General features: G+C 61.7%; 16 protein-coding genes. 1 reads left to right on the forward strand and 15 read right to left on the reverse strand.

Annotated elements, in window-relative coordinates:
* On the reverse strand, positions 1–192 hold a 192-nt coding region (locus AC4DF4_RS14655), incomplete at its 3' end, for an IS66 family transposase (protein WP_490048855.1).
* 188 nt (positions 193–380) lie between these two features.
* Between AC4DF4_RS14655 and AC4DF4_RS14660 the strand changes: the two genes are divergently transcribed.
* Entirely contained in the window at positions 381–740 is a 360-nt protein-coding gene (locus tag AC4DF4_RS14660; protein WP_490048856.1) for an arsenate reductase family protein, read from the forward strand.
* A gap of 267 nt (positions 741–1,007) precedes the next feature.
* Here AC4DF4_RS14660 and AC4DF4_RS14665 read toward each other — a convergent pair whose 3' ends face one another.
* From AC4DF4_RS14665 to AC4DF4_RS14730, 14 genes are all read right to left on the reverse strand, one after another.
* Positions 1,008–1,526, reverse strand: a complete 519-nt coding sequence (locus AC4DF4_RS14665; RefSeq protein WP_490048857.1) for a hypothetical protein — start codon at positions 1,524–1,526, stop codon at positions 1,008–1,010.
* A 988-nt stretch (positions 1,527–2,514) separates the two neighbouring features.
* Positions 2,515–3,705: a Gfo/Idh/MocA family protein gene (locus AC4DF4_RS14670; RefSeq protein ID WP_490048858.1), complete on the reverse strand. Its 1,191-nt coding sequence runs from the start codon at positions 3,703–3,705 to the stop codon at positions 2,515–2,517.
* Positions 3,706–3,753: 48 nt separating this feature from the next.
* A complete protein-coding gene (locus AC4DF4_RS14675) occupies positions 3,754–4,707 on the reverse strand; it encodes an acetyl-CoA carboxylase carboxyltransferase subunit alpha (RefSeq protein WP_490048859.1) in 954 nt (317 codons plus the stop codon).
* A 59-nt stretch (positions 4,708–4,766) separates the two neighbouring features.
* A complete protein-coding gene (aat, locus tag AC4DF4_RS14680; protein ID WP_490048860.1) occupies positions 4,767–5,327 on the reverse strand; it encodes a leucyl/phenylalanyl-tRNA--protein transferase in 561 nt (186 codons plus the stop codon).
* A gap of 14 nt (positions 5,328–5,341) precedes the next feature.
* Entirely contained in the window at positions 5,342–6,136 is a 795-nt protein-coding gene (gene folE2, locus AC4DF4_RS14685; protein ID WP_490048870.1) for a GTP cyclohydrolase FolE2, read from the reverse strand.
* Positions 6,137–6,160: 24 nt separating this feature from the next.
* Positions 6,161–6,622, reverse strand: a complete 462-nt coding sequence (locus AC4DF4_RS14690; protein WP_490048861.1) for a 6-pyruvoyl trahydropterin synthase family protein — start codon at positions 6,620–6,622, stop codon at positions 6,161–6,163.
* Between the two features lie 12 nt (positions 6,623–6,634).
* A complete protein-coding gene (queC, locus tag AC4DF4_RS14695) occupies positions 6,635–7,315 on the reverse strand; it encodes a 7-cyano-7-deazaguanine synthase QueC (RefSeq protein WP_490048862.1) in 681 nt (226 codons plus the stop codon).
* Complete coding sequence (gene queF / locus AC4DF4_RS14700; protein ID WP_490048863.1) at positions 7,312–7,734, reverse strand: preQ(1) synthase; 423 nt, start codon at positions 7,732–7,734, stop codon at positions 7,312–7,314. The genes queC and queF overlap by 4 nt, the downstream gene beginning before the upstream one ends.
* A gap of 229 nt (positions 7,735–7,963) precedes the next feature.
* Positions 7,964–8,302, reverse strand: coding sequence for a type II toxin-antitoxin system VapC family toxin (locus tag AC4DF4_RS14705; protein WP_490048864.1), 339 nt, complete (start codon positions 8,300–8,302; stop codon positions 7,964–7,966).
* A 75-nt stretch (positions 8,303–8,377) separates the two neighbouring features.
* Positions 8,378–9,916 carry a lysine--tRNA ligase gene (lysS, locus tag AC4DF4_RS14710; RefSeq protein ID WP_490048865.1) on the reverse strand — a complete coding sequence of 513 codons (1,539 nt, stop codon included), beginning with the start codon at positions 9,914–9,916 and terminating at the stop codon, positions 8,378–8,380.
* Between the two features lie 449 nt (positions 9,917–10,365).
* Entirely contained in the window at positions 10,366–11,436 is a 1,071-nt protein-coding gene (locus AC4DF4_RS14715; RefSeq protein WP_490048866.1) for a cohesin domain-containing protein, read from the reverse strand.
* Positions 11,437–11,447: 11 nt separating this feature from the next.
* Positions 11,448–14,324: an FG-GAP-like repeat-containing protein gene (locus AC4DF4_RS14720; protein WP_490048867.1), complete on the reverse strand. Its 2,877-nt coding sequence runs from the start codon at positions 14,322–14,324 to the stop codon at positions 11,448–11,450.
* Positions 14,325–14,341: 17 nt separating this feature from the next.
* Complete coding sequence (locus AC4DF4_RS14725) at positions 14,342–14,641, reverse strand: hypothetical protein (protein WP_490048868.1); 300 nt, start codon at positions 14,639–14,641, stop codon at positions 14,342–14,344.
* A partial coding sequence (locus AC4DF4_RS14730; RefSeq protein WP_490048869.1) for a hypothetical protein occupies positions 14,590–14,776 on the reverse strand: 187 nt, incomplete at its 5' end. The genes AC4DF4_RS14725 and AC4DF4_RS14730, both read right to left, overlap by 52 nt.

A 14,776-nucleotide genomic window follows, 5' to 3' on the forward strand; every position in this document is an offset into this window, starting at 1 on the left:
ACGGCGGGCGCACTCGATGAGGGTGTAGATGATGGCGCTGCGCTGGCCGGTGGCCTCGCCGCCGATGAAGAGCCAGTTCTTTTTGCCGATGGCGGTGGGGCGGATGCCGTTCTCGATCCAGTTGTTGTCGATCTCGAGTTGCCGCGAATCGCACAATTTGAATTCAATTCCAAACAGGCGATGTCGGAACATCGCCCGATCAACCAGCACCAATCCATTTTAACGTTTTAACGGAAAAAAATCCTCTTCCTCGTGAAATCCGGTGGGAGCATTGGCGTGGGTGTCTGAATGCCTTCGGCGCGGATGTTTGCGAGCAGTTGGGATTTCATCAGTGAGCGAGCAGCCTTGTGCGGATCGAGAGCGGATGCCACGCTCGCGTCATGCCTACCGTGTATGTTTACCAGAAATGCAGCACCTGCCGCGACGCGCTCAAATGGCTCGACGCCCGCGGCATCCTCCATCATGCGAAGGCGATCCGTGAAACCCCGCCCACCCCTGCCGAGCTGGCGGTGGCGCTCAAAGCCTTGGGCGGCGATCTGCGGAAAATTTTCAACACGTCCGGCATGGACTACCGCGCGCTCGGCCTCAAGAACCGTTTGCCGGCGATGAGCCAGAGCGAGGCCTGCGATCTGCTTTCGCAAAACGGCAATCTGGTGAAGCGGCCGTTTCTCATCGGCAAGGACAAGGTGCTCCTCGGCTTCAAGCAACCGGACTGGGAGAAAGCCTTCCGGACCGAGTGACGCCCTGTCGGCTGCACAGCAAAGCATCTACGGTTGGCCGCCGGGTTTGATTGGCGGAAGCACGGATCCCGCCAGATTGAGTCGGATTGGAAACGGTGAAAAGTTCAGGACGCGGGTGGAACCCATCGGGAAGGCATCCTCGCCGTCTTCAAAAGCGACGATCCGGTAAATGATGTCGTCTTCGCCATCGGTTGGAATCAAAACCAAGGCCTGTTTGAGGCATCGGAGAAGTCACTGGTGTAAAGCGGCACCGGGATTTTCGCGCCGTCACCTCCGGATGCCAGCACGGCAGTCGCGTTGTTGCGGTGTTCGAAACACAGGGTGCGGAAGGAAATTTCCGTTCCGGGAGTGTCGTCCGCCATCGCGCGGAGCGAAATGACACCGATGAAAGCCACGAAAGCCGCGGCTGCCAAGTTGGGCGATTGTCAACGCGATGCCGTCGTTGTCCGCCGCTTGATTGACGGCGGTCCTGTCGATGGCAGCCTGAAGCGCTCCTTTCAAGTTGAGGGTGTCAGATTCCGCGCCGATTCCCCGGTTGATGAAATCCGCCAGAGAGAGGAACGGTCCGCGAATGCGCACTTCCTTGGTGATTTCCTTGGCTAGGGTGGCGATTTCCGCATCGCTGAGGGAACGGTATCCCTCCCAGCGCTGCTCTCTGCTTGCGATCACTTGAGTGTCGATATTTTTGCCGGTGGGTCGGCGCACTCGGGGCATCGCCGAGCGTCCGGGCACCCCGCCATCGGTTCCCGCCTGAGTCTCAATGTCCGCTTGGCGCAAGCCGGACAACACGGCGATCCAAGCGTCTTCGGAGGTGCTGTTGACATTGAACCCGCCTTGAAGCAGCAATGAGGCGGCAACGCTGTCTTGAGGAGTCGGGCCGGTCTGAATTACGGACGGACCCGCGGATGAGCCCGGGTTGTAGGGAGTGCAGCGCTGGTTGGGTAGCCGTGAGGTTCCCGCGAAAAAATCGGTCATCACAGACGGTGAAAATCTCGCGCGACCAGGCGCTCACTTGGCCGGACTCCGACGCCCGGCTCTGTGATTCACGCCCGTGCTTTGGCCACTCCTGCCTTGCAGTCGCGAGTCCCCGTCACCTCGGAGTTCCATACGAGGGAAAAGGGTCGATGCTCTATCTCAGGTTGCCCCTCGCCGAGTGGTTCAAATAAAGGCCACGGCGAATGGCCCACGCGCTCTGTGAAATGATTTCCCAAAGTCCTGCGGGCGATCGGCAGATGATGAACCACATCCATCCGCCACCTTGAGTCCTCCGCAGGCGTGCTGGCGGATGGAATCCCGAGCCCGGCGCACGTCGCCGGATTTCCGGTAGGCCGCACAGGTCGAGTCGCGCTCGACCACTCCTTGCCGAGCATGTCCGCAGTCAGGTCGAGAAACGTGGTGCCCGCTTGGCTGGCCAGGGCCAACGCGAGCCGTCGATCAAGCGCCGCAATATTCCTGGAGCTTTGGATTTCCTAAAGACTCGGCGCGCGGAAATACGGCCATCACGATGAGACGGGCGCCCGGCGTCTTTTCGCGGATGATTCTGCAAATCTCGAGCACCCCGGCGGCGATTTCCGCAGGGGTGTTGGCGCGGGAGTTCGCGGTGGCCGTCTATCACGCAGGAGCTGCGGGAGGAGGTGATGAGAGGCGACGCGGCAGGATCCGTGTCGGTGTGGCAGCGGATTTTTTCGGCTGGCGCTTGGGCTGCCACCTGGCTTCGCTCGGCGAATCAAACTGACATCCGGCGACGCCAGGCCGCGTCGCCGGATGCGTGCGATCAGACGGACTTCGGCATGGCGACCCACGCGCCGTCATTCTCATTGCTCTTGATGCATGTTTCGATGAAGGCGAGACCCATCCATCCGTCGTCAACGGTGGCGTATTTGCTTCCGTCGGTGGCGAATTTCTCACCGGCTTTCCATTTCCTGACGTCTGCTTCGAAGCAGCGGTGGAGACGGGCGAAGGCGTCGTGAAACGCCTCCGGATGGCCGGCGGGAATCGTCGGCTCCGCCATCAGATCGGCAGGGATGTCGTCCGGCAGGAAGCCGTCGCCCGCGGTGACCGCACCGCGCCAATAGACCCGGTCCGGTTGGTTGGGCAGATGCACGGTCAGACGCTCGGGATCCTCCTGGCGCCAACGCAAGGTGCCTTTGGTGCCGGAAACATCGATGCCGAGATCGTTCTTGTGACCGATGCAAATCTGCGAGGCGCGGACCAACGCCTTGCCGCCATTGCTGAGCTTGCAGTAGATGGTGAAGTGGTCGTCGAGCGCGCGCCCTTCGACGAAGGTTTCCATTTGTGCGGAAACCTCGGTGATTTCGAGGCCGGTGACGTAGCGCAACTGCATGAGGGCGTGGGTGCCGATATCGCCGCCGCAGCCGGAGCCGCCCGCACGTTTGGGATCGACGCGCCAGCTGGCCTGCTGTTGGCCGGTGGCTTCCAGCTTGGAAGCGAGCCAGCCTTGAATGTAGTAACTGTCCACCCAGCGGACGTCGCCTAACAATCCACTCTCGACAATGTAGCGGCTGAAGCGGGTGGTCCAGTGGCCGAGGTAGGTGTGGGCCACAGCGAAGGGCACACCAAGTTCGCGGGAGGTTTTCACCAACTCGTCCGCTTCAGTGAGGTTGAGGCAAAGCGGCTTCTCACAGAACACCGCGATGCCGGCCTTCATCGCCTTCATCGCTGGATCGAAGTGGACGAAGTTAGGCGTGACGATGAGGATGTAGTCGAGCTTCTCGTCGTCGGGCAAGCTCGCGTTGGCGGCGATCATTTCGTCGTAGGACGCATAGCCCTTGATCGGATAGGCCCAGTTGGCGGCTTCCTCGAGCGCGATCGCGGGATCAGGGAAAAGCGCACCTGCGACGATCCGGCGGGTGCCGTCCATGTGAATGGCTTTCTGATGGGGATTCACGATGAAGGCACCCTTGCCTCCTCCGACCAGACCGATGTTGAGGGGTTTGTTGGACATGATGGTATTGGTTGTTTTGGTTGTATGTTTTGGTTTTAAAAAAAATGCTTATTTCCCCTGCCACTCGCCGAAATTGCGGAATTTCGTGTAGCGCTCGTTGAGGAGCTGCTCGGTGGAGAGTTTTGACAGCTCCTCGATGTGGGAAAGAACCTTGTCGCGGAAGGCTTCGGCCGTGGCTTGGTGGTCGTGGTGGGCGCCGCCGGTGGGCTCGGCGATCACGTCATCGATGAGGCCAAGTTTCATGAGATCGGGCGCGACCAATTTCATGGCTTCAGCGGCCTCGGGAGCGTGCTTGCGGTGTTTCCAAAGAATCGCCGCGCATCCTTCCGGACTGATGACCGAGTAGTAAGCGTTCTCCATCATGATCACCCGGTCGGCGACGCCGATGCCGAGAGCCCCGCCCGAGCCGCCCTCGCCGAGGACGATGGCGATGACCGGCACCTTGAGCAGCATCATTTCGCGGAGGTTGAAAGCGATGGCTTCGGCGATGTTGCGTTCTTCCGCGCCGATCCCGGGAAAGGCGCCCGGCGTGTCGATCATGGTGATGACCGGCAGGCCGAATTTTTCGGCGGTTTTCATCAGACGCAGGGCTTTGCGGTAGCCTTCGGGATGGGCGCTGCCGAAGTTGCGCTTGAGGTTTTCCTTGGTGTCGCGGCCCTTCTGGTGGCCGATAATGACCACGCGCTTACCGCCGATGCGCGCGAATCCGCCGGGCATCGACGCGTCGTCGCCGATGTGGCGATCCCCGTGGAGTTCGCAGAAATCCGTGAAAGCGAGGGAGACGTAGTCGAGCATGAACGGACGGTTCGTGTGACGGGCGATCTGGACTCGCTGCCACGGGGTTAGGTTTTTGTAAATCCCGACCCGCGTTTCGGCAAGTTTCGTCTCCATGATGGAGATTTCGTCCGACAGGTCGATGTTCTGGGACGCGGACTTGGTGCGAAGTTTCTCGAGTTCGCGTTCGAGTTCGGCGGCGGGTTTTTCGAATTCGAGGAGCTGCATGGTGGAGGTCGGAAGATTCAGGATTCAGGGAGCAAGATGCAAGACCAGAGATAAATCCGTCAATCGAGGGCCTTTCGGAGCACTGCGAGGTAAGCCTTCCGCGAGAGTTCGTAGCCGCCGAACTGGCGGAGGTGGCTGGTCATCCATTGCGTGTCCAACAAGCTGAATTCCTTTTCCCTCAAACGTTCCACGAGGGCGACCAGCGCGATTTTCGACGCGTCCGTCTTGAGCGAAAACATGCTTTCGCCGAAAAAAACGCCGGGCAGCGCGACGCCGTAGAGCCCGCCTTGCAAGCCGTCCGCATCCCAGCACTCGACCGAATGGGCGTGGCCGGCGGCGTGGAGCGCGCAGTAGCTATCGAGGATCACCTCGTCGATCCACGTTTCCTCGCGTGCCGCGCAGCCGAGCATGACCTCGCGGAACGCGGTGTCCCAGCGGACTTCGAACGGCTTGCGCTTCAGGCTTTTGGCCAGCCCGTGCGGGATGTGGAACCGCTCGTCCAGCGGGATCAGGCCGCGGCGCTCGGGCGAAAACCATAGGATCTCGCCGTCCTCCGCCATCGGGAACACGCCTTGCGCATAGGCCTCCAACAGGATTTCCGGCGGAATGATCTTCGACATGCGAAGCGGGCGGGTTAGTCGGCGGCGTGACCGATGATCGTCGCGAAGGCGTTGTGGTCGTGGATACTCTCGTGGTTCACCGCCTTGACGGTGAAGGAGGAAACCCGCTTGTCGGCGCGCAGCAGGGCGGCGGCATTCCGAACGACGTCCTCGACGAACACCGGATTGTCATAAGCCTGCATCGTGACGAAGCGCTCGTCGGTGCGCTTGAGCAGGGCGTAAACCGGAGCGGAACCGGACTTCTCGGCGACCTCGATGAGGTCCTCGATGAGGATCAGCTCCCAGCCGCCTTTTTTCGCCATCGGGCGGACTTCCAGCGTGACGTAGCCGCGCTGGTTGTGCGCGCCGTATTCGCTGATTTCCTTGCTGCACGGGCACAGCGTGGTGACGGGGACGGTGACGCAAAGGACGAAATCATCGACTGTTCCATTAGAGGTTCCTTTGAAAACACAGTCGCAACCGACCTTGGCGGGCGAACCGGAGACGGGAGCCTTTTTAGTGACAAAATAAGTGAACGCCACCTCGATGTGCGCTTCCTCGGCATCAAGGCGCTTTTTCAAATCGTGGAGGATGTCCGGTAGCGTGCGCATCGTCACCTCGCCCTCGTGCTTGCTCAGCACTTCCAGGAAACGGCTCATGTGGGTGCCCTTGAAATGATGCGGCAGGTGCACCGACATCGAGATTTTCGCGACGGTGGGGAACGCCTTCCCGTCCTGATCGAGGACCTGGATCGGATAGCGCAAATCGGAAACGCCGACCTGGTCGATCGCGATGCCGCGGGTGTCCGGGGTCGCCTGGATGTCGGGCAATGAAGATGTCTGTTTGGCCATGATTCAGAGAGATTTTTCGTATTCCGCCCACGACGAGGACGTTTCCCAGACACGCACGCGGACAAGCCGGACGCCGGGCTGGAGCGGATAGCGGGTATCGGTGCGCGCGGCGTACGCCGCAAGGGCATTTTCCGTGTGGTCGAAAATCGTGCGCGCCATCAACTCGGTCGTCGGGTCCTGGTTTTCAAAACCGATCACCCGCTCGCCGTAGCGGGCCTTGAAGTCCGCGTAAGCGGGATCCGCCGTGTTCATGCACATGGCATGGTCGAAGGTTTCAAGCCACTCGCCGACGGCATCCTTGATGATCTTGAAATCACAAACCATCTCGTGATCATCGAGCTCGTCGGACTCGATCACGAACTCGACCTTGCGGGTGTGGCCATGCGGGAACCGGCACTTGTCCGGGTGCTTGGTGAGCATGTGGCCGTTCTCCACTTCGAGGGATTTGCAGATGCGATAGGGCATGGGAAAAGTGGTTCAGTCGAGCGTCGGCAACGTCGGTGTCTGCTCATAGCGCGTGGGATCCGGCAGGCCGGCGAGAATAAACGCCTCGCGCCGCTCGACGCAAGTCCCGCAGACGCCGCAGTGGACTTCCCCGCCTTTGTAACACGACCAGGTCTCCGAGAAGTCGATACCGAGCTCCACGCCGCGGCGGGCGATCGCCGTCTTGTCCATGGCGATGAACGGCCGCAGCAGCTGGATTTTCGCGTAAGTCCCCTCGCCCATCGCGGTCGCCATCGCCTGCATGAACGGCTCGCGACAGTCCGGATAGATCGCATGGTCGCCCGAGTGCGCGGCGATCACCAAGCCCCCGGCGCCGATGCTTTCCGCGTAGCCGGTGGCGATGGCGAGCATGATGCCGTTGCGGAACGGGACGACGGTTTGCTTCATCGACTCTTCCGCGTAATGGCCCTCCGGGATGTCGCCGCCGGATTGGAGAAGGTCGGATTTGAACAGGCGGTTCATGAAATCGAGCGGGATCACCTGATGGAGAACGCCGGCCCTATCAGCGTGGAGTTTCGCAAACGGAATCTCGCGCGCGTTGTGCTTCGCGCCGTAGTCGAAGGACAAGCAAGCGGCCACCTCGTGCGTGCCGAGCACCTCGTAAAACGCGGCGACCGAATCCATCCCGCCGCTCAGCAACACGCAGACTTTCATCGCGGAGTGTCCGGGTAAGTCGCTTCCGTCGTCAGCTGGATCCCGCCGCGCGGGGCGAACTCGCCACGGACGATGATTTCCTGCGGTTTCATGATCGCCACGAGGTCGTCGAGGACGCGGTTGACGATTTCCTCGTTGAACGCGGGCTGGTTGCGGAACGAGGCGAGGTAGAATTTCAGGCTCTTCGTCTCCACGCAGACGTCGCCGGGGACGTAGCGGATCACGATCTTCGCGCTGTCGGGCTGGCCGGTCACGGGGCAGAGTGAGGAGAATTCCGGGCAGTTCAGGGTGATCCAATACCGGCGACCGGGGCGCAAATTCGGGAAAACATCGAGTTCCGCCTCGTCAGGGCTGGCAGGCAGGCGGTTCTCGGATTTTCCGAGCAGGGACAGGTTCTTGAGATCTTCGCGACCGGGCATGGCCGGATTCTGAAACGACACGCCGAAAGGTCGATTCCTTTTTCCCCGGAAAAAACGGCCATCGCATGATGATTCCTCCCACTCCGGCCTGCGGGACGGAATTCCGGTGAAACGGCCCGATGAACCTCACCGCTTGCTTCGCGGCCCGCACCAAAAACACCAGCCAACCAACAAAAAACCTATGCATTGTGCTAGACAGAAAGGAATGGCACTGAGCCGCGGAGGCGAATCACCAGACAATTTCCACCACTCCTGAGTCCGTGATCGCCCGGTCGCGGGTCAAAAGCGGAGTGCCATGCACCTTTGCGGTGGCGACAATGACGCGATCAAATCGGTCCCCATGAGCAAGCTCCAGTTCGACCGCGATCCGTGCAATTCCCGGACTGATCGGAATCACTCGGAAATTGTCTGCGATTTTAGCGAGCAGTTCCGCCAACGGGCAATCCGGCAACCGACCTTTCGAGTGAAGGTTACCCTCCCGAGTGGCGATGATCACTTCTTCTCCAGCCATCGCGGCCCTCCGGACTTTGGGGAATTCGCGCAAAAGCGTGCTGACGTTGGTTTTCACCCCTCAACTTGTCAGATGATTTGTCAGATGTCGAGGAGCCAGTTTTTGCACTGGCGGGACATTTCAAGGAAAGCCTCAATCCTTCCGCTTCAGCAGTGGAAACAACACCACATCCCGGATCGTCGGCGCGCCGGTGAGCATCATGCAGAGCCGGTCGAGGCCGATCCCGATGCCGCCGGCGGGTGGCATGCCGCATTCCAGCGTCTCGATGAAATCGTAGTCGATCTTCTGCGTCTCCTCGCCGGACTGGGCTTCGAGGCGCTGGCGCTGGACGTCGGGGTCGTTGAGCTCGGAGTAGCCGGGGGAAATTTCCTGGCCGTTGATGATGAGCTCGTAAACCTCGACGGTCTGGCCGCCGGGGCTGATCTTGGCAAGCGGGACAAGCTCGCTGGAGACGCGGGTGACGAAGCACGGATCGAAGGTTTTCTCTTCCACCAGCTTTTCGAAAACCTGCTGGATGACTTCGTGGTCTTCCATGTTCTCGGAAATCTGCACGCCCTTTTCCTCGCAGCGGGCGCGGCGGCCGGCGGCGTCGATCTCGAAGAAGTCGGCACCGGCGGCGAGCTTGATGAGCGTGTGGTAGCTCTCACGTTTCCACGGGCGGGCGAGGTTGATGGTGCGGGTGACGTTGCCCTCCTCGTCCTTGTGCTCGATCTGCAGGCCGCCGCAGAATTTCTCCGCGAGGTGGCAGGTGAGCTCCTCGACGAGGTCCGCCATTTCCTCGAAATCCGAGAACGCCCAATACGCCTCAAGCATCGTGAACTCCGGATTGTGACGGCGGGAAATGCCCTCGTTGCGGAAACTGCGGTTGAGTTCGAAAATCTTGGTGAAGCCGCCGACGAGCAGGCGCTTGAGGAAAAGCTCGGGCGCGATCCGCAGGGTGAGCGGCATGCCGAGCGCGTTGTGATAGGTCTCGAATGGCCGGGCGGCGGCCCCACCGGCGACGTCCTGAAGCATCGGGGTTTCCACTTCGAGGAAGCCTCGGTCCTGGAGGAAGCGGCGGATTTCCGCGATCATCAACGAGCGCTTCACGAACAACGCCGCGCTGTCGGGATTCCCCATCAGGTCGAGGTGGCGCTTGCGGTATTTGATCTCGCGGTCAGCCACACCGTGCCACTTGTCGGGCATCGGACGCAGCGACTTGGAGAGCACGGTGAATTTATCCATCTTCACCGTCGGCTCACCGGTCTTGGTGAGGAACGTCTCGCCCTCGATCCCGATCCAGTCGCCACGGTCGAGGCATTTCCAGGCCGCCACCCCGGTTTCATCGAGCGCCTTCACGTTCATGTAGCCTTGGATGCTGCCGTGGACGTCGGAGAGCGCGAAAAAGCAGGATTTCCCCATGTCGCGCAGCGCGGTGATCCGGCCGGCGACTTTCACCTGCAGGCCTTCGGCGAAATTCGCGCGGAGATCGGCAGGCGTGGTCGAGACTTCGAAGCGCGCACCAAACGGATCGATCCCGAGTTCGCGGAGTTTCGCGAGCTTCTCGCGGCGGATGGCGATCAGGTCGGCTTCGGTGGATTGCGGCTGCTGCGGGGTGACGGCTTCACTCATGTCGGGGACCGGAGTAGGCGGCGGGCGGGTGACCCGCAAGAGTTGAAACGGGATCGGCACGATAATTCTCGTTCCGGTGCAATTATTTTCCGCGGGCGCAAGTGACGATTTGTCCCTGGAAAAGCCACCAGAGGCATTACCTTCAAGGGTTTCATGGCTCCCAGCGCCTCAAAAATCCGCTCCTCGTCGCGACAGATCTCGCCACTACTCCCCATCCTGATTATGGCCTCGGTCACGCTAGGTCAACCCGGACTCCCCAATCTCAGCGCCATGCGCGGCCGCCGCAAGGCTGGCGCACCCATCCCACAAGCCCCAACTCCCAAAGTCGTCGCAGCTCAACACCGGGGTCCTTGGTTTTAGGATCTCCACCCGGTAGAACGGCCTCGCCGCAGTCGCGTAGTTCGGAGCGCGTTCATTCTGAACGCTGAGTGCCGCGGACATCCTGTCCGCCGTTCTCGGAAAGACGGGCGACAGCATGTCGCCCGCACTCCGAAAAAATAGAGCCTCCACTACGGCCGCTCCACCACCACTCGCAGGAACCCACGCGGCTCGGCATTCACACCGGTGGCGGAAAGAGTGCCGCGCATGTTCACGAACTCCGTGCCGTCCCCCATGTTCTGCGGCGTGCCGATGGTTTGCTGCGACAAATTCAGGTCGTTCCAGAATCCCAAATCGCGCGATTCCTGCAGCCGGAAACGCAAAGCGCCATCTCCCAGCCGCCGGTAGAATCCGACACCCAAAAAGCTCTCTCCTCCCACCGCGATCCGTCCCGCCTGAATCCCGCGCTGCTGCGCGTCGGCGACGGCGGGGTTTCCGCCGAACGCATACTCCAACAGATTCGGCAGGCCGTCGTGCTCCGGGTCGAGATCCGCGTTCGCGGTGAGCGGGTCCAGCCCGTGCTGCATTTCCCACCAGTCGGGCAGGCCGTTGTGCGCGTTGTCGATGTTCTGCTGCACGGTCACGGCGACCTGGCCGTTGGTGGTGACGAGCGTGTCCTTCTGGCGGAGATCGATCACGCCGGTGCTGTCGGAAAGCATGAGGTCGGCGATCGCGAGTTCGGAAAACAGGCTCGTCTCCGCTCCGGGATTGGCGCGGAACTTCAGCACCGCGAGCCGGCCCGCGCCACCCGCCAGCGCCTCGCCACGGAAGAATGTGAGCTGCACGAATCCATCGCCATTGCCTTGGCTCAGCTCGAAGGCCGCGCCCAGCGGTCCCGCCGTCACCGTCTGGAGTTCCAGCACTTCGGGATCGAAATTCACCTGCACCTGGATCGCGGCGAGCCCGGCCGCGTTGTCCAGCGAGAGCGGCACTTCCAGAATACCGCCGGGATTCGCCAGATAGCTCGGCATCGAGAAATTCCGCGAATCCGCCCGCGCGGTCGTTGGAGCGATGAGGGCGAGCAGCAGTATTCTCGCTGCTTGAGCAAGACTCAGGCAGGCAAGTGGCTGGCGCGTCTCGCGACAGACCGTTGCGGAGGCGTCTCGCCTCGCGCATTTCACCGATCCGGGCGAGACGCCCGGACAACGGTCTGGCGCGAGACGTGCCAGCCACTTTCTCAGAAGTGTCGAAATGGATTTCATGGGGGAGCGGGTTAGAGAGAGTTAAGCAGTTGCATCAGCAGCACGAGATCTTTGGAGTCGAGCTTGCCGTCGCCGTTGAGGTCGCCGGCCATCAATTCGTCGGCGGTGGGCGGGCGGGACTTCGGTTTGGTCAGGTCCTTGTGCAGATCCTTGTCCGCGGTCGTCACCACTCCGTCGCCGTTGAGGTCGCCTTCCACGAATGTATCGTCGACCTCCGGCTCGTCCTGCGGCAGGATTTCCACCACCAGTGCGTTGCCATTCAGGTCGCGCATCGTCGCTCCGCTGATCGTGACGCCGAGGGTGGTTTTCTTCGGCAGGCCGGCCGCCACCTCGAATTGCAGCGTGAACATCTTGCCAGCGCCCGGTTCCAGCGATCCGCCGCTGCCGTTGATCACCAGCTCGCCACTCGCACTCGCGCCGTTGTCGGTGAACGTCAGGTTCCGGCTCAGGCCGGTGGCAAGCACGGTTTCACCGCCGGGCTGCGCCTGCGCCCATGGCTGGAGTTTGGCGGGATCGTAGGCCACCCGGACTTGCATGCCGGAGCCGGAGACTCCCATCGCGTTTTCGATGGATAGATTGATTTTCACCCGCTGTCCCGGATTCCCACGCGCGGGCCGCACCGACAGGATCACCTTGCCCGCCGCGGTGATCGCGGTGTCCGAGGGCAGGCTCTCCACCACCCGCGGCTCCGAGTTGCCGGGCAGGTAAAAATAACTCACGCCGCTGACGTGATAGTAATTCAGCACCGCGGGATTCACCGGCGTGTCGAGATAGCTCGGCAGCGGCACGTAGTTGGAAACCAGCTTGGCCCACGGACCGGTCGCCGTGGACGCCCGATAGACGTAGTAGCCGCGGATGCGCGACTGCCAGTTCGCGTCCCAGTCGAGCTGGATCGAGTTCGCGCCGGGCGTGGCGATGAGCCCGGTCGGCCGGCCCACGCTCGGATCGCGCAGGGCGATCACCCCGCCGTTGGCCAGGCCGCCGATGAGATCGAGGTCGCCATCGCCTTCCAGATCCACCGCCGCCAGCGTCAGGCCTGCGGCGAAACCGGGGTAGCTGCCGCCCCAGACTTTGCTTTGAAGCGAGAAACCACCGCTGCCGTTGTTGAGAAACTCCCAGATTCGTCCGTCAGAATCGGCCAGCATCACGTCGCGCAAACCGTCCTGATTGATGTCGCCCGTCGCGATGCTGGTGCCCGCCGTAGCCGCCAGACCGAGGAACCTGTTAGCTCCCGGACCTGCGAACGGCATCGACGCTCCGTTGTTCAGATAGAGCCTCGAGGTTCCATCATCCAGCAGCACGATCAGGTCCGCCTTCCCGTCGCCGTTCATGTCGCCGAGCGCCGGGCGGGCATTCGCCGAGCCCACGGCCAGATCCACTCCGCTGCCAGTCGAGGTGAACGCGCCTCCCGAGGCGATCAAGCGCAGCGTGCCTGTATTGCCGCCGATCACCAGATCGCCCAAGCCGCCGCCATTCCAATCGCCGCCCGTGAGACTCGGCCGGTCGGTGGCTGTCACGAACGCCGCCAATCCCCCGAACCCGCTGGTGATTTCCTCGAAATTCGGATTCCGCGCCGTGCCGATGTTGCGGAACACACGCAGCCCGCCCTCATGCGCCACGAACAAATCCAAGTCGCCATCGCCGTCCCAATCCGTCACCGCCGTGGCCGACCAGGTCCCGGCCTGGATGCCCGTCACCACGCCGGGATCGGGCGAGAAAAAATCCGTCAGCGTGCCGCCCATCAGCAGTTTTGATAGACGTTCGTAGGGCTGCAAATTGACCACCACCTTGGAAGAATCCGCCCACGCCACGCCACCTGCCTGGGAAAAATTGCCGTAGAGCGGATTCGTTCCGCCGCTGAACTCCGCCAGCAGGCCGACGCCATCGCCGTCCGTGTCCGTGGCGGCACCATTGGCCAGCGTGCCGAAATAGAACTGCTCGAAGCCGTCGTTGATCCCGTCGCCATCGCTGTCGGTGGCGAACAAATTCGCCACGGCCACGCGATCCGCGCCATTCACGGTGAAGGTGAGTTGCCGCAACGCCACGCCCCACGCGTCTTGCTGGCGCAAGCCATCGAGCGTCCAATAACCGAAGGTGCTCTGCGTCATGTTCGTCGTGGTGATCGCCGTGCCGTCCGGCACGATGGCCGTCTGGCTCACCGTTCCCGCCGGCACACTGCTGAGCGTGTAGCGGGAATACCCGGCCAAATTCACCGTCACCAGCGCGGAGTCCGCCCACGCCACGCCGCCTTCTTGAGTGGTATTGGCATAAAGCGGGTTCGTCCCGCCGTTGAGTTCCGCCAGCAGCGAAATCCCGTCGCCGTCCGTGTCGGAAGCCGCGCCATTGGCGAGCGTGCCGTAGTAATACTGCTCGTAGGCATCCGCCACGCCGTCCGCATCCGTGTCACCGACGAACAGATACGCCACCGCCTCCCGGTTCACCGATCCCATCGTGAAGGTGATCTGCGGCAGCGCCACGCCCCACGCATCCAGTTGCTGGACGCCGTCGAGCGTCCAATAGCCGAATGTGGTGTTGGTCGAGAGATTCGGGGTAGTGACCACCGTGCCGGGCGGCGCAATGGCACTCTGGTTCACCGTACCCGCCGGCACACTGCGCAACACATAGCTGGCGTATCCGGCGAGATTGCAAGTGACCAATCCCGAGTCCGCGTAGGCCACGCCGCCCTCTTGGCTGGTATTGCCATAAAGCGGATGGCTGCCACCGCTGTATTCTGCCGAGAGTTGGATTCCATCGCCATCACCATCGTAGCTGGCAGACCGTGTGAGATCCCCAAAATACTCGATCTCATACCCATCCGGCACGCCGTCGCCATCCGTGTCGCGAGTCGATGGCAGGTAATGCGCGGTCGCCGTTGTGGCTTCCAACAAGACGAAAGAAATGGGATTCAACGAACGGCCCCAAGCATCTCGATAGACGGTTGAAGGAGCGCTGCTGTTGGTCCAGTGGGGTCATATCCTGCGGCAATTGCGATAACGCCGTTTAGTCCAGCAGGAATAGTGATTTGGCCGGAATCATTTCTACCCCATCCTATGACCGTGCCGTCGCTTTTGAGTGCGAGGCTGTGAACATAACCCGCAGCAATGGCGGTGACGCCGCTCAGCCCGGGAGGGGCACGGCGGATTTTTGCACGGGTCATCGGCGGGGTGAGGTGATGGTGGCCATGACCATGATGGTGAGGAGGCATTGCAAGGAGTAGTCCTTGCCCTTCTTGGCCCGCCAATCCGGAACCTGCCGGCACAAAACTAACATCCGCCGGATTTCAACCATCGTGAGATCGGCGCGTGGAACGACGGCGTCCTCGACGTGTTGCAAATCGGCG

It is taken from the genome of Luteolibacter sp., from assembly GCF_058122085.1.